The organism is Streptomyces sp. R21, assembly GCF_041051975.1.
GTDB lineage: Bacteria > Actinomycetota > Actinomycetes > Streptomycetales > Streptomycetaceae > Streptomyces.
The window spans coordinates 630,159-652,854 of record NZ_CP163435.1 but is presented as its reverse complement, the minus strand read 5'-3'; the positions used below and the strand labels follow the sequence as shown (position 1 = coordinate 652,854).

The 22,696-nt window shown below is 70.1% G+C and carries 20 protein-coding genes and 2 pseudogenes; 6 read left to right on the top strand and 16 right to left on the bottom strand.

Features of this window, described 5'->3' with window-relative positions:
- Positions 1 to 15 precede the first annotated feature (15 nt).
- From AB5J56_RS03140 to AB5J56_RS03125, 4 genes are all read right to left on the bottom strand, one after another.
- Positions 16 to 426: a VOC family protein gene (locus tag AB5J56_RS03140; protein ID WP_369229767.1), complete on the bottom strand. Its 411-nt coding sequence runs from the start codon at positions 424 to 426 to the stop codon at positions 16 to 18.
- Between the two features lie 243 nt (positions 427 to 669).
- Positions 670 to 1,122 (bottom strand): hypothetical protein, encoded by a 453-nt coding sequence (locus tag AB5J56_RS03135; protein ID WP_369229765.1) that lies wholly within the window; start codon positions 1,120 to 1,122, stop codon positions 670 to 672.
- Between the two features lie 384 nt (positions 1,123 to 1,506).
- Entirely contained in the window at positions 1,507 to 1,731 is a 225-nt protein-coding gene (gene infA, locus AB5J56_RS03130; RefSeq protein WP_369229763.1) for a translation initiation factor IF-1, read from the bottom strand.
- 80 nt (positions 1,732 to 1,811) lie between these two features.
- Positions 1,812 to 2,609 carry a GNAT family N-acetyltransferase gene (locus AB5J56_RS03125; protein WP_369229761.1) on the bottom strand — a complete coding sequence of 266 codons (798 nt, stop codon included), beginning with the start codon at positions 2,607 to 2,609 and terminating at the stop codon, positions 1,812 to 1,814.
- Between the two features lie 340 nt (positions 2,610 to 2,949).
- Between AB5J56_RS03125 and AB5J56_RS03120 the strand changes: the two genes are divergently transcribed.
- The gene (locus tag AB5J56_RS03120) at positions 2,950 to 4,428 is read left to right on the top strand and encodes a serine hydrolase domain-containing protein (protein ID WP_369229759.1); all 1,479 of its coding nucleotides are present in this window, start codon (positions 2,950 to 2,952) and stop codon (positions 4,426 to 4,428) included.
- 18 nt (positions 4,429 to 4,446) lie between these two features.
- Here the strand turns inward: AB5J56_RS03120 and AB5J56_RS03115 are convergent, their stop codons facing one another.
- On the bottom strand, positions 4,447 to 5,271 hold the full coding sequence (locus AB5J56_RS03115; protein WP_369229757.1) for a PP2C family serine/threonine-protein phosphatase: 825 nt from the start codon (positions 5,269 to 5,271) through the stop codon (positions 4,447 to 4,449).
- 246 nt (positions 5,272 to 5,517) lie between these two features.
- Between AB5J56_RS03115 and AB5J56_RS03110 the strand changes: the two genes are divergently transcribed.
- The 3 genes from AB5J56_RS03110 to AB5J56_RS03100 all read left to right on the top strand — a co-directional run bounded on the left by AB5J56_RS03110 (position 5,518) and on the right by AB5J56_RS03100 (position 10,367).
- Positions 5,518 to 8,199: a glucosidase gene (locus AB5J56_RS03110; protein WP_369229755.1), complete on the top strand. Its 2,682-nt coding sequence runs from the start codon at positions 5,518 to 5,520 to the stop codon at positions 8,197 to 8,199.
- Positions 8,196 to 9,647 (top strand): alpha-amylase family glycosyl hydrolase, encoded by a 1,452-nt coding sequence (locus AB5J56_RS03105; RefSeq protein WP_369229754.1) that lies wholly within the window; start codon positions 8,196 to 8,198, stop codon positions 9,645 to 9,647. Before AB5J56_RS03110 ends, AB5J56_RS03105 begins: the two co-directional genes overlap by 4 nt.
- Before the next feature lie 66 nt (positions 9,648 to 9,713).
- The gene (locus tag AB5J56_RS03100) at positions 9,714 to 10,367 is read left to right on the top strand and encodes a DUF1326 domain-containing protein (RefSeq protein WP_369229752.1); all 654 of its coding nucleotides are present in this window, start codon (positions 9,714 to 9,716) and stop codon (positions 10,365 to 10,367) included.
- A gap of 36 nt (positions 10,368 to 10,403) precedes the next feature.
- On the opposite strand, the gene AB5J56_RS03095 is transcribed toward AB5J56_RS03100, so the two are convergent.
- Positions 10,404 to 11,240: a DUF2182 domain-containing protein gene (locus AB5J56_RS03095; RefSeq protein WP_369229750.1), complete on the bottom strand. Its 837-nt coding sequence runs from the start codon at positions 11,238 to 11,240 to the stop codon at positions 10,404 to 10,406.
- Positions 11,241 to 11,444: 204 nt separating this feature from the next.
- Between AB5J56_RS03095 and AB5J56_RS03090 the strand changes: the two genes are divergently transcribed.
- Complete coding sequence (locus AB5J56_RS03090) at positions 11,445 to 11,936, top strand: VOC family protein (protein ID WP_369229748.1); 492 nt, start codon at positions 11,445 to 11,447, stop codon at positions 11,934 to 11,936.
- A 108-nt stretch (positions 11,937 to 12,044) separates the two neighbouring features.
- Positions 12,045 to 12,173, top strand: a complete 129-nt coding sequence (locus AB5J56_RS03085) for a hypothetical protein (RefSeq protein ID WP_369229746.1) — start codon at positions 12,045 to 12,047, stop codon at positions 12,171 to 12,173.
- Between the two features lie 49 nt (positions 12,174 to 12,222).
- Here the strand turns inward: AB5J56_RS03085 and AB5J56_RS03080 are convergent, their stop codons facing one another.
- The 10 genes and pseudogenes from AB5J56_RS03080 to AB5J56_RS03035 all read right to left on the bottom strand — a co-directional run bounded on the left by AB5J56_RS03080 (position 12,223) and on the right by AB5J56_RS03035 (position 22,610).
- On the bottom strand, positions 12,223 to 13,182 hold the full coding sequence (locus AB5J56_RS03080) for a threonine/serine dehydratase (RefSeq protein WP_369229744.1): 960 nt from the start codon (positions 13,180 to 13,182) through the stop codon (positions 12,223 to 12,225).
- A gap of 47 nt (positions 13,183 to 13,229) precedes the next feature.
- Positions 13,230 to 13,580, bottom strand: a complete 351-nt coding sequence (locus AB5J56_RS03075; RefSeq protein ID WP_369229743.1) for a UBP-type zinc finger domain-containing protein — start codon at positions 13,578 to 13,580, stop codon at positions 13,230 to 13,232.
- Positions 13,577 to 15,034, bottom strand: coding sequence for an ATP-binding protein (locus AB5J56_RS03070; RefSeq protein WP_369229741.1), 1,458 nt, complete (start codon positions 15,032 to 15,034; stop codon positions 13,577 to 13,579). The genes AB5J56_RS03075 and AB5J56_RS03070 overlap by 4 nt, the downstream gene beginning before the upstream one ends.
- Positions 15,031 to 16,707 carry an FAD-dependent oxidoreductase gene (locus AB5J56_RS03065; RefSeq protein ID WP_369229739.1) on the bottom strand — a complete coding sequence of 559 codons (1,677 nt, stop codon included), beginning with the start codon at positions 16,705 to 16,707 and terminating at the stop codon, positions 15,031 to 15,033. Before AB5J56_RS03065 ends, AB5J56_RS03070 begins: the two co-directional genes overlap by 4 nt.
- A 94-nt stretch (positions 16,708 to 16,801) precedes the next feature.
- Positions 16,802 to 18,076: a DUF4032 domain-containing protein gene (locus AB5J56_RS03060; RefSeq protein ID WP_369229737.1), complete on the bottom strand. Its 1,275-nt coding sequence runs from the start codon at positions 18,074 to 18,076 to the stop codon at positions 16,802 to 16,804.
- Positions 18,077 to 18,124: 48 nt separating this feature from the next.
- Positions 18,125 to 18,949, bottom strand: coding sequence for an amidohydrolase family protein (locus tag AB5J56_RS03055; protein WP_369229735.1), 825 nt, complete (start codon positions 18,947 to 18,949; stop codon positions 18,125 to 18,127).
- Between the two features lie 92 nt (positions 18,950 to 19,041).
- Positions 19,042 to 19,839, bottom strand: a complete 798-nt coding sequence (locus AB5J56_RS03050; RefSeq protein ID WP_369229733.1) for an N-formylglutamate amidohydrolase — start codon at positions 19,837 to 19,839, stop codon at positions 19,042 to 19,044.
- Between the two features lie 54 nt (positions 19,840 to 19,893).
- A pseudogene (locus AB5J56_RS03045) lies at positions 19,894 to 20,319 on the bottom strand (NPCBM/NEW2 domain-containing protein); the annotation flags it as partial.
- Positions 20,320 to 20,352: 33 nt separating this feature from the next.
- Positions 20,353 to 22,023, bottom strand: a pseudogene (locus AB5J56_RS03040) (NPCBM/NEW2 domain-containing protein); the annotation flags it as partial.
- 128 nt (positions 22,024 to 22,151) lie between these two features.
- Complete coding sequence (locus AB5J56_RS03035; RefSeq protein ID WP_369229731.1) at positions 22,152 to 22,610, bottom strand: Crp/Fnr family transcriptional regulator; 459 nt, start codon at positions 22,608 to 22,610, stop codon at positions 22,152 to 22,154.
- Positions 22,611 to 22,696 lie beyond the last annotated feature (86 nt).

Genomic DNA, 22,696 nt, shown 5'->3' with positions numbered 1-22,696 from the left:
TCGGCCCGCACGGGATCACGCGGCCAGGTTCAGTTGCCAGGAGACGCCGAACCGGTCGTTGACCCAGCCGAACCTGGGGCTGAAGCCGTAGTCGCCCAGCGGCATGAGCTCCGTCCCCCGCTCGGCGAGAGCCGCGTACAGGCGGTCGAGCTCGGCCTCGTCGGCGCACTGCACGAAGAGCGAGATCGCCGGTGTGAAGGTGAAGTCGTGTTGCGCGGGGCTGTCGATGCACATGAACTGCTCGCCCGCGAGTGCGAACGTCGCATGCTGCACGGTCCCCTCCTTGCCCGGACCATCGGCTCCATAGCGGGTGATGGCGATGACCTCGGCGTCGTCGAAGAGCGAGATGTAGAAGGTCATCGCCTCCTCGGCGTTGCCCTCGAACATCAGGAACGTGGTGATTCTCTGCGACGTCGCGATCTCCATGCTGCTTGCTCCTTCGGCGCTGTCAGGCGGTCGACGTGTGGTCACGGTAGCCGCTTGCCGTGCGTGACCTGACGGCCCGTCATGCGATGCCTCGCGGCGTGTCGGACGGTTGCCGAGCGAAGAGCGAACCGCTACTGACCGGGTAAGCGGGCGGCAACGAGGACGACCGTGTCGCGATCTTCCGCATCCTGGCCGATCCGACCATCAGCGACGCCCTCCGTGCGGCTGAACCACGCTGCGACTTCAAGGCCGGTCGAGTGACTCACGCAGGTCGAGCCCCATGGCGTTGTCCAGGGGAATGTCGCCCGCGCGTACCACGGCATCGGTCAAGGGGCGCAGGAGCCGGGCGAGTTCGGCGGTCTCGCCGGTGGTCAGTGATGCGTAGGCGGTGGCAGCCAGTTGGTCGGTTCGTTCCTCGATCCGGGCCTTGAGCCGGTGTCCACGTCGGGACAGCTGGTCGTCCTCAAGGAGCCCTTTCTCCTTGAGGGTGTCGACTCGCGACGTCCACTCCGCCTCGTCGAAGTCGCGCGCCGACGTGTAGACATCGCGCGGAATGCCTGTCGCGGTCGCGTGGAAGACGTGCGACTCGCGGCCGGTTATCCCGGCGGCGACCAGGGCAGCGACGTGACCGTCGCCACGGTGTTCACGAAGCAGCGTCGCGGCATGCCACAGTTGGGCAACGGGCTCCTGGGGCACCGGCAGGGAGCGGTTGGCGGCGAAGAGGGCTCGGCCCTCGAGCGGAGCCGATTGCGCGGCACGCGTGGCGAGCTCTGAGGAGCGGCCCGTCCGGCGAAGTAGCCCATCCAGAAACCGCGGTAGCCCACCGCCCTGAACTCCTCCAACGGCTCCGGGGCGAAGTAGACGACGGCGTGGATCGGTTCGAGCAGCCGCCAGAGGTCCCGGGCGACGTCGCCCCGGGCAGGCATCGATGTGGCCATGGACAGGGAAGCCTTACGTGGGCAGGGACACGGGGGCGATCGAGGGGCGAGCAGCCCCGAGGCGATGAGCGCATCCGCAGAGGGGTCGCGTGATCACCGCGTCGGGGACTGCTCCGGCAAGCCGGGCCTGCACAGCCTTTAACTACGTCCTGTAGCGGTAGAGGATGCGGCCGCGGGTGAGGTCATACGGGCTGAGTTCCACGATCACGCGGTCGAACGGAAGGATCTTGATGTAGTTCTTCCGGATCTTCCCGCTGATGTGGGCGAGCACCTTGTGCCCGTTCTCGAGCTCCACCTTGAAGGTGGCGTTGCGCAGACACTCGAGGACGGTGCCCTCGAGTTCCAGGGCTCCTGCTGTTCTGGCCAAGTTCTCTCACTTCCCCGTTCGATGACGGTGAGGTCGGTAATGAAACGAATTCCGGTGTACGCAGCGGCCCGGGTGACGTGTCAGCGGCACACCAACTCCAGGTTGCAGCCCGTACGTTGAGCGCCGATACCGTCGAACAACGCCATGGCCGCGTCGTTGGTTTCATCGACTTCGGCCCGTGCTCCGGTGACCCCGGAGCGGTGCAGTGCGCCCAGGACCTGGGCCAGCATCGACCGGGCGATGCCGCGGCGGTGCTCGTCCGCACGGATGGCGATCAGTCCGATCCGCGGCTGCCGGGCCACGGGCGCCAACCGGACCATCCCCACGTAGCGATGGGCCCGCACGGCTACCGCGTACTTCGCCGCGTCCACCACGGTGACCCCGTCCGGGCGCGGCAACACCTCGACGGGCATCCGCCGCCAGCCGACCGTGGCCTCGACCTCGTCGCGAATCGCGCGGTCCAGAGCGCGCAGGGGGACGTGCTCCGCCTCGCCCACGGGCACGATCGTCACGCCCGACGGCGGCTGTGCCGAACTGAGGCCCGTGACCGCCGGGTCGGTGGGCACGAGGTACTCCCACTCCCGTCGTCCGGTCGTGAAACCGACCCGCTGCCACCTGGACGTCAAGTCGAGGTCGTCCTCGTCGACCACCGTGTGGAGCGGCGTCGGCAGGTCCGCCACCATCGCAGCGGCGAGCTGGTCGAACACCGCACCGTGCCACGCGTCGACGCTGATGAAAACGCGCCCGTCGGGCCTGCTCGACGCATCGCCGCGGCCGACCACCTGGCCGTTCTCCACGGCGTGCCATTGGGTCTCCGCGAACCGCGTGATCGTTACGGCAGGTTCGCCCGTGCCAGGAGTGAAATACGTAGGATTCATAGGTTTCGTCCTTTGTGAGTGCCTTGTCGTTGAGGCACTCCCGGCGACACCTACGTCAGTCGCCCACCGTGACGAAAAAGGGGGAGCACCCAGCTGCGAACAGCGTTCATGGGTCCCACCTCCTCGCGGTTTGTCACGTCCTCGCGCACCGTACCAACCCGTCCTCGGCGCGTGCCAACGCTTTTCGGTGGTCGCGACGCGGCCGACGAAGCCGGGCGCCCGTGGTCGGTCCCATGGACATGCCCATCGGCGCACGGGAAGGATGGCGCATGCACGCGGCGGCCGGTCCCCGGCCGCCGACACCGTCCTTCGACCCCCGAGCCGCCCGGAGGCCGCCCGCATGAGCACCCGTCCACTGCCCGCCGGCACGCCCGCCGAACAAGGCGTCGACGCCTCGGGCGTGCACGCGTTCCTCGACGCCATCGAGGCCGCGCCGGACATCGAACCCCACAGCCTGATGATCATGCGCCACGGGCACCTGGTCGCCTCCGGCTGGTGGGCGCCGTTCACCCCCGAGCGCCTCCACCTGCTCTACTCGCTCAGTAAGAGCTTCACCTCCACGGCCGCCGGGTTCGCCGCCGAGGAGGGGCTGCTGCGTCTCGACGACACCGTGATCTCGTACTTTCCCGAGTTCGAGGCCGACATCACCGACCCGCGCAGCCGGGCCATGCTCGTACGGCATGTCGCGTCCATGGCCAGCGGCCACCTCGCCGAGACCCACGAGCGGGCGTTCCGCCGCGACCGCGAGGAGCCGGTACGCGGCTTCCTGCTGACCCCGCCCGACCGCGATCCCGGCAGTGTCTTCGCGTACAACCAGCCCGCCACGTACACCCTCGCCGCGATCGTCCAGCGGGTCAGCGGCCAGTCCCTGACGGAGTATCTGCGGCCCCGGCTGCTCGACCCGCTGGGCATCGGAGAGGTCTCCTGGATACGGCGGCGTCGGGAAAGCCGCGAGATCGGCTTCAGCGGGCTGCACGCCGCCACCGACGCGATCGCCCGGCTCGGCCAGTTCTATCTGCAGAACGGTGTCTGGGAGGGCCGGCAGCTGCTGTCCGCCGAGTGGATCGCGGAGGCCACGCGCGTCCACGTCGCCAACGACGACGGTACGGCGGAGGCGGCGCTGTCGGACTGGCAGCAGGGCTACGGATTCCAGTTCTGGAAGTCCCGGCACGGATACCGCGGCGACGGAGCCTACGGCCAGCTCTGTCTCGTCCTGCCCGAGCACGACGCGGTGATCGCGATGACCGCGGCCACCGACCAGATGCAGGAGCTGCTCGACCTGGTGTGGCGCCACCTGCTGCCCGCGTTCGGCGAGGCGTCACTGCCCGGCGACCAGGACGCGGCGCTGCGTGAACGCCTCGCTCGGCTCGCCCTGCCGCCGGTCGTGGCCGCCGCCACGCCGCCGGAGCGCGCCGAGGCCTGGACGGCCGCCGAGTTCACCCCGGCGGGCGGAACCTGTGAGGACCAGCGCTCTTTGACGGAAGTCGCGGTCACGGCGGGCGAGGCGGGCTGGACCGTGTCCCTCATCGAGAAAGACACGCGATGCGAGCTGCGGATGGGCGCGACCGGCTGGACCACCGGCGCGGCTCCGGTTCCCACGGCGGTGAGCGGCGGATGGACCGACGCCGACTCCCTGCACGTCGACGTGCTGTTCCTGGAGACCCCGCACCGGTTGACCGTGATCTGCTCCCTCGCGGACCGCACGTTCACGGCACGCTGGCACACCACACCGCTGCACGGCGGACCGCTCAGCTCACTTCGGGCACCGGCGCAGGGCAAGGAGCAGGAGTCGCCCGAGGGCGCGCGCACCACCGTCTGAGACTCCGTGCGACCGCACTCAGGAGGCCGGCACGCTCGGCGCGACGGGGATGAGAAGTGCCGTGATGTTGTCCGGACCGCCCGCTGCCAGGGCGAGTTCGACCAGCGACCGCGCTTCCTCCAGCAGTCCTGCGTCCTCGGCCGACGGGGGCCTGCGCCGGGCGAGCGCGGCCCGCAGCCCGTCGGGCTCGGGACGGTGCCGCCACAGCCCGTCCGTGCACAGCAGCAACCGTCCCGCCACCGCGGGCCGGTAGCTGCGCAGCCGCGGCACCGGTTCACCGGCATCGGCGCCCAGCCACGCGGCGAGAGCCTCGTATTCGCCCGTGTCGTCCTTGGTCAGGGCCGTCCCGGGGCCCGCGTCCGGCAGCCAGTAGACCCGGCTGTCGCCGATCCCGGCAGTCCAGATGCCTTCCGGGCCGACGATGCCCGCCACAAACGTGCACGCGGGCGCGGCGTCCACCGACGGCGCCAAAGCGGCCACCGCGCGACCGGCGCGGTGGGCGGCGTCCGTGAGCGCGTCCTCCGGCAGGGCGCCGTCGCGCAGCCGCGCCGCCAGCGCGGATGCGCCGACCTCCGCCGCGACCTGAGCGGCTCGTTCCGCGCGGGGGGACATCGACACCCCGTCGCACACGACACCGATCGTCCACCGGCCGCTCATGGCCAGAGCCATCGCATCCGCGTTGACACCGCGCTGTCGGCCGCGGTCGCTGACCCCCGCGGCACCGCCGTCCGCAGTGATCTCCACATGCGCGCGGAACCCCGGCTGAGGTGCCCCGCAATCCCAGCAGTGGCCGTCGGGAGCCACCGTTCCACCGCACTCGGCACAGTCCGTGGTCTTCGTCATCAGCGGCGCATCCTGCCAGACGCGTCGCACCGGCACCGCGACGGCACCCTCGCCACCCTCCCCGGCGAAGAGCCCCCGAACTTCCGGTGGGCAGGCATGGCCGCGCGCGGGATGCTGGGTGCTCTGGGCATGGCGCGGTCCGGCGCCACTCCTCTGGCGGTGGGCGTGCTGCTCGGTCTGATCGAGATCGCCCACGGCATCCAACTGCGCGTCCATGACCGTCAACCGACCTGAACCGGGGGAGCGATGACCGACCCGACCGAGATCGCCGAGCGCCGCAGGCTGACCGAGGCCGACGAGTCCGGGGTGCCCTGGCGCCGCTGGGGCCCGTATCTGAGTGAGCGTCAATGGGGCACCGTCCGCGAGGACTACAGCGCCGACGGCGAAGCCTGGTCGTACTTCACCCACGACCAGGCACGCTCGCGCGCCTACCGCTGGGGCGAGGACGGCATCGCCGGGATCAGCGACGACAAGCAGCGGCTCTGCTTCGCCCTCGCCCTGTGGAACGGCCGCGACCCGATCCTCAAGGAGCGCATGTTCGGCCTGACCAACCGCGAGGGCAACCACGGCGAGGACGTCAAGGAGTACTACTTCTACCTCGACAGCACGCCCACCCACTCGTACATGAAGTACCTCTACAAGTACCCGCAGGGCGAGTACCCCTACGCCGACCTCGTGGCCGCGAACCACGCCCGCGGCCGACGCGACCCGGAGTTCGAGCTCCTCGACACCGGCGTCTTCGACGAGGACCGCTACTTCGACGTGTTCGTCGAGTACGCGAAGGCGGGCCCCGAGGACGTCCTGATCGAGATCACCGCGCACAACCGCGGCCCCGAGGAGGCCACGCTCCACCTGCTGCCCACGCTGTGGTTCCGGCACACCTGGTCGTGGGCGGGCGGCACGGCCGTGCCCGGCCTGCGTGCCGCGCCGGGAGCGATCCGCGCCGAGCACGAGCAACTCGGCGCACGCTGGCTGTACTTCGCCGCCGACACGCCCACCCTGTTCACCGAGAACGACACCAACAACGAGCGGATCTTCGGCAGTCGGAACACCACCCCGTACGTCAAGGACGGCATCGACCGCTGCGTCGTCCACGGCGACACAGCCGCCGTCAACCCCGAGCACACCGGCACCAAGGCGGCCGTCCACCATGTGCTGACCATCCCCGCCGGCGACAGCGCCACGATCCGGCTGCGCCTGACCGACACCGAACTCGCCGATCCCTGGCAGGAGTTCGGCCAGGTCATCGACGCGCGGCGGACCGAGGCCGACACCTTCTACGAGGACGTCACCCCGGACGGGACGAGCGAGGACGAACAGCGCCTGGTCCGGCAGGCGCTGGCCGGGATGCTGTGGAGCAAACAGTACTACCACCTCGACGTCGAACGCTGGCTGGCCGAACACGGCGTCGACCCGCTCGGCTCCGACCCCCGCGTCCGCAACAGCGCCTGGTTCCACATGGTCAACGACGAGATCATGTCGATGCCGGACACCTGGGAGTACCCGTGGTTCGCGGCCTGGGACCTCGCCTTCCACTCCATCGCCCTGTCCCTGGTCGACATCGCCTTCGCCAAGGCCCAGCTCGGCCTGTTGCTGCGCCGCCTGTATCTGCACCCCAACGGCCAGATCCCCGCGTACGAATGGAACTTCGGCGACGTCAACCCGCCGGTGCACGCCTGGGCCACCCTCTTCGTCTACGAGCTGGAGAAGCACCGCACGGGCCGCGGCGACCGCGCCTTCCTGGAGAACTCCTTCCAGAAGCTGATGAAGAACTTCACCTGGTGGCTCAACCGCAAGGACCCCGACGGCAACAACGTCTTCCAGGGCGGCTTCCTCGGCCTCGACAACATCGGCGTCTTCGACCGCAGCGTCGAGTTGCCCACCGGAGGCCGGCTCGACCAGGCCGACGGCACCGCGTGGATGGCCCTGTACTGCCAGAACCTGCTGGAGATCGCCATCGAACTGGCCGCCGACAACCCCGTCTACGTGGAGCAGGCGCAGACCCTGTTCGAGCACTTCGCGTGGATCGCCGTGGCCACGAACCGCATCGGCAAGGAGAACGAGAGCCTGTGGGACGAGGAGGACGGCTTCTTCTACGACGTCCTGCGACTGCCCGACGGCAGCGCCACCCGGCTGAAGGTGCGCTCGCTGGTCGGCCTGATCCCGCTCGCCGCGACCAGCGTGGTCGGCGGCTGGGCCGACCGCCGCTTCCCCGAACTGGTCGCGGGAGCACGGGAGTTCATCGAACGCCACCCCGCTGTCGAGGCCCTCGTGCACTCCCGGGACGCGCTGGAACCCGGCACCGAGGGACGGCACCTGTTCGCCCTGTTCGGCGAGGACCGGTTGCGTCGCATCCTGGCCCGCATGCTCGACAAGGACGAGTTCCTCGGGCCGTACGGCATCCGCTCGCTCTCCCGCCACCACGCCGCCCACCCCTACACCTTCCAGGTGCACGAGACGACGTACGGTGTCGGCTATCTGCCCGCCGAGTCCGACTCGGACATGTTCGGCGGCAACTCCAACTGGCGCGGCCCGGTCTGGTTCCCCGTCAACATCCTGCTGATCCGCGCCCTGTTGAACCTGCACGCCTACCACGGCGACGCGTTCACCGTGGAGTGCCCGACCGGCTCCGGACGCCAGCTGAACCTGTACCAGGTCGCCCACGAGATCTCCGACCGGCTCACCTCGACGTTCCTGCGCGGCGCCGACGGACACCGTCCGGTGCACGGCACCCAGCCGAAGTTCGCCAAGGACCCGCACTGGCAGGACCTGCTCCTTTTCTACGAGTACTTCCACGGCGACACCGGCGCCGGACTCGGCGCCGCCCACCAGACCGGCTGGTCCGGCCTGGCCGCGGTCACCGCGACCCTGTTCCGCGTCGTCGGCGCGGGCGACTGGGGCGCCCTGCGCGAGGAGCCCCTGTCATGACCGCGATCTACGAGATCAACACCCTCGTCTGGCTGGGCGAGTTGAGCGGCCGCTACGGGCGCCGCGTCACCCTGGGCGAGGTACCCGGCGAGGTCGGGGACGAGATCGCGCGGCCCGGCATCGACACCGTGTGGCTGATGGGCGTCTGGGAGCGCAGCCCCGAAGGCCTGCGGATCGCCCTGCACGACGAAGGCCTCCTGGCCACGTTCCGCCAGGCGCTGCCCGACCTCTCCACGGCCGACATCACCGGATCCCCGTACTGCGTACGGAACTACGCCGTGGACGAGACCTTCGGCGGGCCGAAGGGCCTTGCCGAGGCGCGGGCCCAACTCGCCACGCGCGGCGTCCGGTTGATCCTCGACTACGTCCCCAACCACGTGGCCCCCGACCACCCCTGGCTCACCGACCGCCCCGCCGCCCTCATCCAGGGCACCGCCGACGACCTCGCTCGCGTGCCGACGGACTTCCACGAGGAGTCCGGGCGGATCTTCGCCTGTGGCCGCGACCCGTTCTTCGCGCCCTGGCAGGACGTGATCCAGGTGAACGCCTTCAGCGACGAACTGCGGGCGGCGGCGGTGGACACCCTGGTGTCGATCGGCGAGCAGGCGGACGGTGTGCGCTGCGACATGGCGATGCTGCTGATGAACGACGTGTTCGCCAAGACCTGGGGCGAGCGAGCGGGCCGCATCCCCGAGGAGGACTTCTGGCCATACGTCATCCCACGCGTCCGCGAACGCCACCCGGACCTCCTGTTCATCGCGGAGGCCTATTGGGATCTCGAAGGCGCCCTGCAGCAGCAGGGCTTCGACCACTGCTACGACAAGCGGCTCTACGACCGACTGCTCCACGAGAACGCGGATTCGGTACGGGCGCACCTCGGAGCGGACCTCTCCTACCAGCGCGGACTCGTGCGCTTCCTGGAGAATCACGACGAACCCCGCGTCGCCGCCGTACTGCCGGGCGATCGCGAGCGCGCGGCGGCCGTGGCCGTGGCCACCCTGCCCGGCGCGACGCTCTGGCACGAGGGCCAGTTCGAAGGCCGCCGGGTGCGCCCCCCGGTGTTCCTCACCCGCCGGCCCGAGGAACCGGTCGACGAGCAGCTGCGCGACTTCTACGACCGGCTGATCGCGGCCGGCGCCGCCGTACGGGAGGGCGACTGGCGTCTGCTGACCTGTACGGGCTGGCCGGACAACGACACCCACCGCAACCTGCTGGCCTGGAGCTGGACCACCGCCGACACCCGCCACCTGGTCGTCGTCAACCACTCCGCCGGCCCGGCCCAGGGACAGGTGCCGCTGCCGTGGGCGCACCTCGGGGGCCGCTCGCACCGGCTGACCGACCTGCTCACGAAGGAGACCTTCGACCGCAACGGCGACGAGTTGATCACTCCGGGACTGTACGTGGGCCTCGACGCCTGGCACTGCCACGTGCTGGCCTTGGAGGAATAGACGAAAGATGTCGCTCACCCTGCCGCGAAGAGGCGCAGACTGGGAAGGGGACGAGGAGTGAGGACGATGGCACAAGCGGCAGAGACGATTCCTGCGTGGCGGGTCGCAGGCGACTGGTTCGACGTGTGCAAGTGCGACATCCCCTGCCCGTGCTCGTTCGCGCAGCCGCCGACCACCGGCGACTGCGAGGGCACGCTGGTGTGGCACATACGCGAGGGCAACTACGGCGACGTCCGGCTGGACGGCCTGAACCTGGTGATGGTCGCCTCGTTCGTCGGCAACATCTGGGGCGAGCACTCGGACGCGTACGCGGCGCTCTTCCTCGACGAGCGGGCCGACGACGGGCAGCGCCAAGCCCTGCAGATGATCTTCGGCGGGCAGGCCGGAAGCTGGCCCGCGGAGATGATGAGCGCGGCCGCCATGGAGGTGCGGGGCATGGACTTCGCGCCCATCGAAGTCGAGATCGACGAAGACCTGGGCAGCTGGCGGGCCAGCGTGCCGGGACGGGTCAGGGCCCGCGCCGAGGCGCTCACCGGCCCGACCACGCCGGAGGGCGCCCGGGTGCAGTCGACCAACCTGCCAGGCTGCGAGACCGGTCCGGGCCAGCTCGCCACCTGGGGGCGCGCCACCACCGACGAAGCGGACGCCTTCGGCTTCAGCTGGAACCGTTCCGGCAAGTCGAGCAAGACGATCACCTTCGACTGGTCCGGTCCGGGCTGAGCCTTTTCGTCGAGGGTGCGCACGCAGCCGTACGGCTCACATGCCGCCCATGGACGGCATCGACCCCTGCAGGCCCGGCAGCAGCCAGTCCTGGAACGGGGCGAGCACGGCCAGGACGAGGAAGGCGACGCCGACGACCCGGGCCAGCAGCGGGCCCCGGGACCACAGCTTCTCCACGAAGATCACCACGGCCAGTGCGGCCATCGCCGCCACGTTCATCATGCCGAGCGGAATGAGCACGACCATCAGCCCGGCGCAGCAGCCGACGCAGTAGGCGCCGTGGTGGACACCCACCCGCAGGTCGCGGGCCCGGCTCGGGAAGCCGGCGTAGTGCACCAGATGGCTGAGCGGGTTGCGGCAGTGCCTGAGGCAGACGTACTTGAGCGGGCCGAGCTGATACAGGCCCGCGAGCAGGAACGAGGCGAAGCCGATCCAGCGCCCTGCGGTCGGATGGTCGTCCACCAGGTCGCCGGTGAAGACCAGGGCGACGTACGCGAGCAGTCCGAAGGCGGTCCACACGAGCAGGTACCCGCCGATGAACTCGGTGGTGCGCGCGGCCCGGGCCCAGCCGGAGGACTGCCGGCCGATGCCGCGTACCCAGGTGATGGCCACCGGTGCCATGGACGGCAGCATCATGGCCGCCATCATCGTCACCCAGAGCAGCAGGAACAGTGGCAGTGCCATCCCCATCGTGCCGGGTTCGACGCCCATGTCCCGGGCCTGCCCAATGGTGAGCGCCCAGGCGGGAACCGCGATCAGGACGACCAGGAACCAGGCCGCCGCGAGATCCCTCTTCGGCAACAGTCCTCCACCGGCTCCGGTGGGCGCGGCCGACCGGGGCGGTGCGAAGGCGGAGATCCGGGTAAGGCGCATCGGAACGCTCCCCTGAGGACACTTCCAGGAGACCACTCCTGCGCCGGTGGCGCGACTCCTCCGTGGGAACAACGCTTGACCGGCAGGGGTGAAGGGTTAGGGTACGTACAAAGTGGTTGAATTCAGGATCAGTTCATTCGGTTCGTTCCGTTCATTTCAGTTCATCCGCATGCACAGTGCGGTCCGAGTAACCGAGGAGCTCTCATGGGCCCAGTGGACCTTGCGGCGATCGAAGCAGAGCGTGAGCGGCTGAGGGAGGTGTATCTGGCCCCGGAACGGCCGGCCAGCTCCGCCCGCGGAGTGCACCACGTGGCACTGCTGTCCTCGGACGTCGAGCGGACCGTGCGGTTCTACCAGGGCGTCCTGGAGTTCCCCCTCACGGAGATGATCGAGAACCGCGACTACAAGGGTTCGACCCACTTCTTCTTCGACCTCGGCAACGGAAACCTGCTGGCCTTCTTCGACTTCCCGGGCCTCGACCTCGGGCCGTACGCCGAAGTACTGGGCGGACTGCACCACCTGGCCATCTCCGTCGACCCCACGACATGGCAACGCCTGCGCGGACGCCTGGCCGACGCCGGGGTCGACTACCAGGAGGAGAGCGGTACGTCGATCTACTTCCGCGACCCGGACGGCGCCCGCGTGGAACTGCTCGCCGAACAACTCGGCGAGATGTACGGGAAGTCGGTGCGCTGAGAGTCCTGGTCGTGTTCATCTCCGATGAACAGCTGGCGCGGGCAAAGGGAATCAGGCTCGAGCAGGCGCGCGGCGACGACGGCACCGTCCCGGTGCACGGTCTTCGAAGTGGACCCCGATCAGCACAGCGGCGCCCTGGAGTGGGCGATCGTCGCCCTGGCGCTGCTCGCCACGGTGACGTTCTCCCGGCTGGCACGCGGCGAATACCGCAAGGCTCGGACCCTCTCCACGAGGTGACGCGTCTCCGGCTCGTGCGCCGACAGGAGTCCGGCAACGCTGCTTCGGCTCAGCGCAGCTGAAATCGCTCCGCCCAGGACATGACGTCCGAGGTCGTCGCGTTGCCCCCGCACAGCACCAGGCCGAGGCGCGCCCCTTCGCCGACGCGATCGAGAACGCGGCGTGCCGCCGGCAGCAGGCAGCCGGCGGCGGGCTCGGCCCACACCTTGGCGTGGTCGGCGAGATCGAGGGTGCCTTGCACAGCCTCCCGGTCCGGGACCACGAGCACCTCGGTCACCAGGGCCGAGACATGGTCGTACGTCAGCCGGGAGACGGCCGGTGCGCTCAGGGTGGAGACGATCGAGGACAGCGCCACCGGCACCGGGCCGCCCGCGGTCAGAGCCTCCGACATGGCCTGCGCGCCCTCGGTCTCCACGCCCCAGACCCGCACCCCGGGACGCAGCGCGTGCAGCGCAGCAGCGACGCCGGAGATCAGCCCGCCGCCCCCGATGCTGACGAGCACGTCGGTCAACTCGCCCGCGTCCTCGGCGAATTCGAGGCCGACGGTGCCCTGACCGGCGATCACCAGGGGATCGTCGAAGGGGTGGACGAGCGTCAGCCCCTCGGCGCGCAACTGCTCGACGAGCGCGAACGCGCTGTCCATACCGTCGGTCAGCCGCAGCGACGCGCCGGACGCCTCCACGATCTCGGCGGCCCGTGCGGGCGCCGACCGCGGCATCACCACCGTCGCCTTCACATCCAGGGCGGCGGCCATCACGGCGAGCGCGATGCCGTGGTTGCCGCCGCTCACGGCCACCACGCCCGCCGCACGCTCGGCCTCGCTCAGCGCGAGCAGCCGTACCGTCGCTCCGCGTGCCTTGAACGACCCGGTGCGCTGGAGCAGTTCGAGCTTCACCGTGACCGGAACCCCGAGGAGCCCTTCCAGACCGGGGCTCACCATGGTCGGCGTCCGCACGACATGCCCGGTCATCCGTTGTGCCGCGTCGCGGATCTCAGCGATACCGATCAAAGCCCCCGCCTTCTCCTGTTTCTCCTGCCGGTTCCTCATGACGGGGCTCAGCGCAACATGTCCGTCCAGTTCGCCGGGACGCGCCCCGCGGGCCCGGGTACGGGCTGGTCGGCGGGGTGGCTGACCGGGGGAGCGAGGTCCGGTCCGGACTCGTACACCTCGGAGGTGTCGAAGTTCCAGAACCAGCTCTCGCCGGGCTCGAAGCTGCGGATGACGGGATGACCGGTGGTGTGCGCGTGCGCGGTGGCGTGCTTCGCGGGGGAGTCGTCGCAGCAGCCGATGTGACCGCACTGCGCGCAGCGCCGCAGATGGAACCACCATCCGCCCGCCGCGTCGCACTCGACGCACCCCGTGCCGCTCGGCGGGACGGCCGGGTCGATTCCGGTGGACTCGGTCATGACGGCTCCTCGGAGGTGTCGGGGTCCGTGGCGGTCAGCGGAAGACGTACCTGGAAACGGGTGTCGCCGGGCACGGACTGGACTTCGAGGCTGCCGTGGTGCTTGTTGACGACGATGCGCCAGGAGATGTCCAGGCCGAGTCCGGTGCCCTCGCCCACCGGCTTGGTGGTGAAGAAGGGGTCGAAGATACGGCCGCGGATGTCCTCCGGCACTCCGGGGCCCGTGTCGCCGAACTCGATGAGGAGACGGTCGCGGTCGAGCGCGGTCCGCACGGTCAACGTGCCGTCCCCGTCCGTGCCGTTCATGGCCGAGACCGCGTTGTCGATCAGGTTCGTCCACACCTGGTTGAGCTCCCCGGGGTAGGCCGGGATCTTCGGCAGCGCCCGGTCGTACTCCTTGACGACGGTGACGCGGGAGCCGATCTTCGAGGAGAGCATCAGCAGGGTGCTGTCGAGGAGTTCGTGCACGTCGCACACCTGGTACGGGGCACGGTCGAGCTGGGAATACTGCTTGGCCGCGCCGACGAGGTGGGAGATGCGGGTGGTGGAGTCCTCGATCTCGTTCATCAGCAGCTCGGTCTCGACGGTGTAGTTGAGCCACCCGACGGCATTGGGGAGGATCTCCTCGTCCACGGCCGCCGCGACCTGGTCCAGCCAGTCGATGTCGAGACCCGCCTGCACGAAGGTGGGCGCCACCCGCCAGCCCTCCGTGATGCCGTGGTCGTCGAGCCAGTCGGCGAGGGCGTCCTCCCGGTCGGATGCCTCCAGCGGGCTGAGCGCGGTGGCCTTGGCGACCCGCTCGGCCGTGCGCTCCTGGATCTCGATGAGGCCGGCCAGCGCCTCACGGGTGAACGGGCCCCCGGCGATGATGCCGAGCTTGTGCCGCATCTTGGCCACCCGCTCGCGCAGCGTGGAGGTGGCCCGCACGGCCGCGGCGGCCGGGTTGTTGAGCTCGTGGGTCAGACCGGCCGACAGCGAGCCGAGCGCCAGCAGCCGCTCCCGCTGCCCGATCGCCTGCTGGGTGGTCTTCGTACCGAAGAAGACCCCCTCCAGGAGATGGACGGCCATCGGGAACCAGTCCTGCATGATCGCGGCGAACGTGTCGGCGGGCAGGATGAAGAAGCGCGAGGGCTCGGTGACCCGCAGCGAGCTGGTGTACACCGGCCGCACCCGGTCGCCCAGATAGGCCTGCATCGCCCCGGAGTACACCCCGCGGTGGGACGTGCGGTTGATCTCCACGTCGTCGTTGCCGACCCGGCGCGAGAGCACGAGCGTGCCTTCGAGGAGCACGAAGAAGCAGGTGGCCGGCTCGCCTTCCGCGTACACGGGGCCCGGTTCGAACTTCTCCACGCGGCCCTCGCGGCACAACCGGTCGAGCTGCTGTGCGTCGAGCTTCTCGAACAGGAACAGCGTGCTCAGCTCGGCCACGTTGCACGGCATCGGCTGCCCGCTCATGACTGCTCCAGATAACGGTGGACGAGCATCACGGCCATGGCTCCCTCTCCGACGGCGGACGCGACCCGCTTCGCGGACTCCGACCGCGCGTCCCCGGCCACGAACACACCGGGCACGCTGGTCTCCAGGTGATACGGCGGCCGGTCCAGCTCCCAGCCGGCCGGTGGCTGTCCGTCTGCGGTCATGTCGGGCCCCGCCATGATGAAGCCGCGCGCGTCCCGCAGCACGGTCCCCTCCAGCCAGTCGGTCAGCGGAGCCGCCCCGATGAACACGAACAGCCACTGCGCGTCGACGAGTTCGGTGTGCCCGCTCGCCACGTCGCGCAGGGTGAGCTGTTCCAGATGGTCCGAGCCGTGCGCGGACTCGACGACCGTGCCGGTGCGCACGTTGATGTTGGGCGCGTCGTTGATCTGCTGGATCAGGTAGTGCGACATGGACGCCGCCAGCGACGAGCCGCGTACGAGGAGGGTGACCGACTTGGCGCCCCGGGCCAGGTACATGGCCGCCTGCCCCGCGGAGTTCGCCCCGCCCACGATGTACACGTCGTGGCCCTGGCAGGAGGCCGCCTCGGTCAGCGCCGAACCGTAGAACACCCCGCACCCGGTCAGTTCGGCCAGGCCCGGAGCCTCCAGCTGGCGATACGACACGCCGGTCGCGAGGATCACGGAGTGCGCGGCGATCGCCGAGCCGTCCGAGAAGCGGACCGTGCGCGCCGCCCCCGTGACATCGAGCCCGGTCACCTCGCGCGCGGTCAGGATCTCCGCGCCGAACTTCGCCGCCTGGCGGCGCGCCCGCTCGGTGAGCTGGCCCCCCGACACCCCGTCCGGGAAGCCGAGGTAGTTCTCGATCCGCGAGCTCTGTCCCGCCTGGCCGCCGGTCGCCGACCGCTCCACCAGCACGGTGCGCAGCCCCTCCGACGCGCCGTACACGGCCGCGCCCAGCCCGGCGGGACCGCCGCCGATGACCACCAGGTCGTAGAACTCCGCCGTCGGCGTCGTCGCCAGGCCCACCTGCGCCGCGAGATCCGGGTCCGCGGGCTCCACCAGCGGCGTGCCGTCCGGCGTGATCACCAGCGGGAGCCGTTCGCCGTCCTGCCCGGCCGCGGCCAGCAGGCGCTTGCCCTCGGGTGTGTCGGACGAGTACCAGCGGTAGGGCACCTGGTTGCGGGCCAGGAACTCCCGGACGTCGGAGGAGCGCGCCGACCAGCGGTGTCCGACCACCTTGCAGGCGGCCACGGGCCGGTAGTCGCTGGTCCGCCAGGCGTCCAGGAGGTCGTCCAGGACCGGGTAGAGCTTCTCCTCCGGCGGATCCCAGGGCTTGAGCAGGTAGTGGTCGAGATCGATCACGTTGATCGCGTCGATCGCCGCGTTCGTGTCCGCGTACGCGGTCAGCAGTACCCGCCGCGCACCCGGATAGACATCGAGAGCCTGTTCGAGGAACTCGATGCCGTTCATCTGCGGCATCCGGTAGTCGGCGAGGATCACCGCCACCTGGTCACCGCGCAGCTTCAGCTCGCGCAGCGCGTCGAGCGCGGCCTCCCCGGACTCCGCGCGCACGATCCGGTACGACTCGCCGTACCGGCGCCGGAGGTCGCGGGCGACGGCGCGCGAGACCCCCGGATCGTCGTCGACCGTCAGAATGACGGTCCGCGCTGGACTTGCGGCCTGTGTCATGCGTCTCCACCCCGAGCAGTTCAGTGGCGTCCCGGCGTCACGTGCGCCACGGTGCGCCGCTCGGCCGTACCCGCCCAATCGTATGTACGATCGGTCACCTTTGCTCAGAAATCATGTTCTCCCCGGTCGGCACGGGTGCGTCGGCACGCGGCGGCAGGGCCGCCCGGACCCGGGGGAGGATGTTGTCGACGTAGTCCTGGACGGCGGTGTCGAGCCCGATGTCGTGCTGGGCGCGCTCGGACAGGTACCACCGGTGTTCGAGCAGCTCGTGATAGATCTCCGCCGGGTCCATGGAGCCGCGCAGTTCCAGCGGTACGGCGCGCACGGTCGGCCGGAACACATCGCGCACCCAGCGGTGCGCGAGAACCTCCGGGCGCGCGGCGAGCGGGTCGCCGGGCGCGTAGTCGTCCTGGGTGGCCATCCAGCTCTCCAGGTCGTTGAGAAGCCGGCGGGCCTGGTTCTCCTCGGCGTCGAGGCCGGTCAGCCGCAGCAGCTGGCGCTGATGGTGACCGGCGTCCACGACCTTGGGAACGAAGGTGACCGTGTCGCCGTTGGACGAGTGCGCGATCTGCATCTCGGCGACGTCGAAACCGAGGTCGTTCAGGCGCCGGATCCGGCGGTCGATGTAGTGGTGCTTGCCCGCCGGATACACCGATGTGCGGGTCAGCTCCTGCCACAGCCCCTGGTAGCGCGCACAGATCTCCGTGCCGAACTCGATGGGGTCCACGGACGGGTGCAGCGCCCCGGACGCCTCCAGGTCCAGCAACTCGCCGCTGATGTTGACCCGCGCCAGATCGAGGTCGTACTCGCGCTGCCCGCTGCTCAGCCGGGGATGCAGATCCCCGGTCTCGGCGTCCACCAGATAGGCCGCGTAGGCCCCGGCATCCCGCCGGAACAGCGTGTTGGACAGCGAGCAGTCGCCCCAGGCGAAGCCCGCCAGATGCAGGCGCACCAGCAGGACGGCGAGGGCGTCCATCAGCCGGTGCATGGTGGCGGGCCGCATGGTCGTCTCGAACATCGACCGGTACGGCATCGAGCCGCCCAGGTGCCGGGTGATCAGTACGGGTTCCAGGGGTGCGCCGTCCCCGTCGGTGCGGCCGGTGACGACCGCGAGGGGGTCCACCGCCGGGATCCCGAGCCGGTCCAGGCTGCGCAGCAGCTCGTACTCGCGCACCGCCGGCCGCTCCGCGAGCTCCTTGACGGCCACCACCTCGTCCCCGGCGCGCGCATAGCGCACGACGTGCCGGGATATGCCGCGCGGCAGCGGGACCAGGTACTGATCCGGCCACTCCTCCAACGGCAGCTGCCAGGGCAGTTCGAGCAGGAGCGCGGGATGCTCCGGATTGGTGGCGCTGATCTGCAATGCCATGAACGGGCTGCCCTCACCTCAGGATGGACCGTGAACGTGCACAAGCATCTACGAAGGCGCCGGGAGGTGAAAGACGCGGCGGGCGTTGCCGGAGAGGAACAGCTCGCTCGTCTCGTCGTCGAGGTGCAGGTCGGAGAGGTGTTCCAGGGCTCGGGCGGGCGTGATCATGGGGTAGTTGGAGCCGAAGAGGACCTTGTGGCGGCCGCGGCCGCGCAGATAGTCGACCAGCTCGGGCGGGTAGCGGCGGGCGGTGTAGGCACTGGTGTCGATGTGCACGCCGGGGTGCTTGTCGGCCACCGCGATCATCTCCGTGGTCCACGGGTAGCCGATGTGGCCGCACACGATGGTCAGTTCCGGGAAGTCGATCGCGACCTGGTCGATGTACGGAATGGGGCGGCCGGTCTCGGAGGGGCGCAGCGGCCCGGTGTGGCCGACCTGGGTGCAGAACGGGATGCCGAGGTCGACGCAGGCCGCGTACAACGGGTAGTACAGCCGGTCGGTGGGCGGCAGTTGCCACAGCCACGGCACGATCCTGAGCGCCACGAAGCCCAGTTCGCCGACGGCCCGGCGCAGCTCGCGCACGGCGGTGACCGGCCGGGTGAGGTCGGCGCCCGCGACACCGCGCAGCCGTCCGTCGGACTGGGCGACGAACTCGGCGACCTCGTCGTTGGTGATGAGCGGACCCTGTGGCCCGTACCAGGCGCTGGACAGTCCGATCTCCACGTCGGCGGCAGCCAGCGCGGCCACCGTGGCCTTGACCGGAAGGGGCTCCTCCAGCAGCTCCATTCCCGTCCAGCGGCGCAGCGACTCGAACATCTCGTGGTTGGAGTGGCGGAGCGTGGGGTGCTGCATCCACGCGTCGACGACCGGCATGATGTCCTGCTTTCCCTCCGGCCGCCGCCCGTCGGGCGATGGGCGGCTAAGCGTTCGCTTATCGGGACCCTAGAGGGCGCCGGGCCGCCCCGCTAGTCGCCGACGGCGTCGACGAGAGCTGCCAGCGCGGCGGCGAGACGGGGGAGTCCGGGACTGGCCGGGCCGCCCGGCTCGGTCATGTACGTGTCCCGCCGGATCTCCACCATCAGCGCGGTGACCCGCGGCTCCTTGCCGTAGAACTCCAGGGGGACGTACGTGCCGGAGAACGGGCTGTCGAGGCCCACACTGCCGGTGTGCGCGAACGCCGCCTGCGCGCGGGCGAGCAGCTCGGGCGGCGTGTGGAAGGCGTCGGTGCCCAGGCACACCGGCGGTCGCGGGCCGTCGCCGTGCAGTTCGTAGGGCAGCCGGGCCGTCGGATACGAATGGACGTCGACGATCACGGCCCGCCCGGTGGCGGCCAGCCGGTCGGCGACCGCCTCCGTCATCGCCTGCGCGTACGGGTGGAAGTAACGCTCGATCAGAGGCCCGGGATCGAAGTCCGCGGGCCGCAGCGGCGCGCGGTGCGTGGTCCGTGTGTAGACCGCGCCCATCCCGACGGACAGCATCTCCTCCCGTTCGTCGGGGAAGCGCTCGGGGTCGATCACAAGGCGCGACAGCCGGTTGACGAACCGCCATGGCCTCACCGCCGCCGCCTCCGCCGCGCTCGCGGCCAGCTCCGCGGTGTGCGCGTCGGTGATGTGGTCCAACTCGCCTTCCAGCGCGTCGTCTTCGAGCAGGATGCCACCGCGCACGGACGCCGGGATCGTCCGGGCGGAGTGCGGCACGTGCAGGATCACGGGGGAGTCGTCGGCACCGGGGAGCAGCTCGAAGGTCTTCGGGGCGGGATGCATGAGGGAGATCTTCTCCCGGGACACGTCCCGTCGTTGACGCTTTCCGGCGACTCCTCAGGCGCAGGTGAGCTGGGGTGCCACCCAGTCGGCGTGGTCGTAGTCGATGCCGTCACCGGAGTCGGTGACGCTGAGCCGGAGTTCGAGACCTCCGGTCAGATCGGCGCTGAGCGTCCTCGCCGCGTCGGCGCCGGTGACCCGGCCGCTGTCGGCGACGGTGGTGTCGTCGCGAAGGATGCGGAAGACGACGGATCCGTTGCTGCCCCCGGCCTCGTCGTCGACGCCGACGCTCACTGTCAGCCGGGAGCACGAGCCGCCGAGGTAGTACGTGATGTCGCTCGCCGCGTGGGTGCCGAGGCCCTTGGCGTACGCCGTGCCGTTGATCGTGAGGGTGCGGCCGTCGCCGGCGGCCCGCTCGCCGTTGCTGCTGTCGCGCTCCACCGGGCCCCAGCCGCCGGAGGCCGCAGTCCACGGCAGGTTGCTCAGCGCGTGCGTGCCCGCCGCCGGACCCCTGCCGCAGGCGAGCCGGGCGTCCGCCCAGTCGGCGTGGTCGTAGGTGATCCCGTCGCCGCCGTCCGTGACGACCAGCCGCAGCGTCGTGCCGCCCGTGAGATCGGCGGTCAGTCGCAGCGGCGGATCACTGTTGGTCCGTACGCCGCTGTCGGCGACCTTCACCGCGTCCCGGTAGACCTGGAAAGCGACGGATCCGCCCGCGGTGGACTCGTCGTCGACGCCGACGTCCACGCGCAGCGATGTGCACGCACCGCCCAGGTGATAAGAGATGTCGCTCGGCGCATGCGTGCCGAGCCCCTTGGCGTACGTCGTGCCGCCGATGGTGAGGGTGTGCCCGTCGCCGGCGCCCTGCTCCCCGTTGCTGAGGTTGCGCTCGACCGGGCCCCAGCCGTTCGCCGCCGAACTCCAGGGCAGGTCGCCCAGTTGGCTGATCCCGGTCGGTGGGGGCACGGGAGTACCCGGTGTGACGCGGTACATGACGGTGCCGTGGGCGGGCACCGACGCACTGATCGCGCCCGTGGTGGTGCTCGTCTGCTTCGACCAGAGGTCCTTGAGGGCGTACGACGTCGCACCGCCGAGGCCGATCGCCTCCGCGCTCGTCGCGACGGTCCTGACGGTCGTGTTCTCGTTCGTCAGGGTCACCGAACGGCCGCCGTCGGCAAGGGGTTTGGACATCACGACGAGCCCGCCGCTGCTGGACACGACGGTGCCCTGCCGTCCCAGGGAGTCCTGGTCGACGGCGATGACGTCCGTGTTCTTGAGGACGCCGAGCGTCGCGGAGGACACGGAGCGCAGATCGCTGCCGATCAGCAGGGGCGCGGACATCTGCGCCCACAGGCTGAAGTGGGTGCGGTACTCGGTGTCGGTCATGCCGCCGTTGCCGACCTCCAGCATGTCGGGGTCGTTCCACGCGCCCGGCTTCGCGTAGGGGGCCAGCGGCTGGTTCTGGTGCGCGATGCCGATCATGCTGGACCAGGAGTCGGAGATGTCCCCGGTCGTACGCCAGGAATTGCCGTACTGCGCCGCCCAGTTCCAGGGCTGGTTCTCGCCCCACTCGCAGATGCTGTACACGATCGGCCGGCCGGTGGCCTTGAGGGCGTCACCCATCGCCTTGTAGCGCTGCTTGGCGTCGACTCCGTTGTTGTTGCAGTTGTCGTACTTGAGATAGTCGACACCCCATGAGGCCCACAGGTTGGCGTCCTGTTGCTCGTGCCCGAGCCCGCCGGGGAAACCCTGGGTGTCACAGGTCTTGGTGCCCGCGCTGGAGTAGAGGCCGAACTTGAGCCCCTTGGAGTGGACGTAGTCCGCAACGGCCTTGATTCCGTTGGGGAAACGGACCGGATCGGGCACGAGGTCGCCGTTCGCGGCGCGGTTCGGCAGCGCCCAGCAGTCGTCGATGTTGACGTAGGTGTATCCCGCGTCCTTGAGCCCCTGCGACACGAAGACGTCGGCGATCCCCTTCACCATCGCCTCGTTGAACTCCGCACGGCAGTGCGTGGAGTTCCAGTTGTTGAAGCCCATGGGCGGGGTGCGCGCCAGGCCGTTGTCCACGGAGGGCGCGGCGCGGGGCGCGGACGATGCGGGCTGCGCCGCGACGAGCGCCGAGGCGGCGAGGGAGAGGGCGGCTGCGACGACGGCGAATCTCTTCGCGCGGAGGCGTCGTTCGGCGGACACGTGCGGCTCCCCGGGGTGAGTGGTGCACAGGGCCGGACGAAAGCCTCCACATCACAACGGTATGTCTAGGACATGTCAAGAGTGGCAGTGGGTTTGAGTGCTCCCGGGGTCGCCGGGTGCCTCGGCGCTCAGCCCAGCGTGCTGCCGCCATGGCGTGCGTAGTGCTCGATGAGAGCGGTCCGGGTCGTCTCGAGGCGGTGGGCGAGGATGGCCCCGATCGTGCGCGTGAGGGACAGCTCCAGCGTCGAATCCTCCTCGCAGAGGGCTCGTACCTCCGTGGCGTCGAACTCGTAGGCCCGTACGGGGCTGAACGCCTCGGCTCCGAAATCCCAGGTGTGCGGCGGGAACAGCCAGGACCAGCCGAGCAGGTCGCCGGGCCCCAGCTGCGCGACCGAGATACGTCTTTCCCCGATGACCCGCTGGAACAGGGAGACCGTTCCGGAGCGGACCACCCAGAACCGGTCCGCGGTGCCTCCCTCCTCGAAGATCCTTCCGTCCGCCGGGAACGAGACCTCACGGGCCACGCCCATCAGCCGCTCACGGTGCACGGGCGAGAGTGCGGGCAGAAGCCGGAGAGCAGTGGACATCGCGGACCTCCGTCGCGCCGCCGCGGGAACCCCACCGGTTCCCGCGGCGCCTGTCGTGGCGGTTGTACCCCGTCACCCTCCATTGG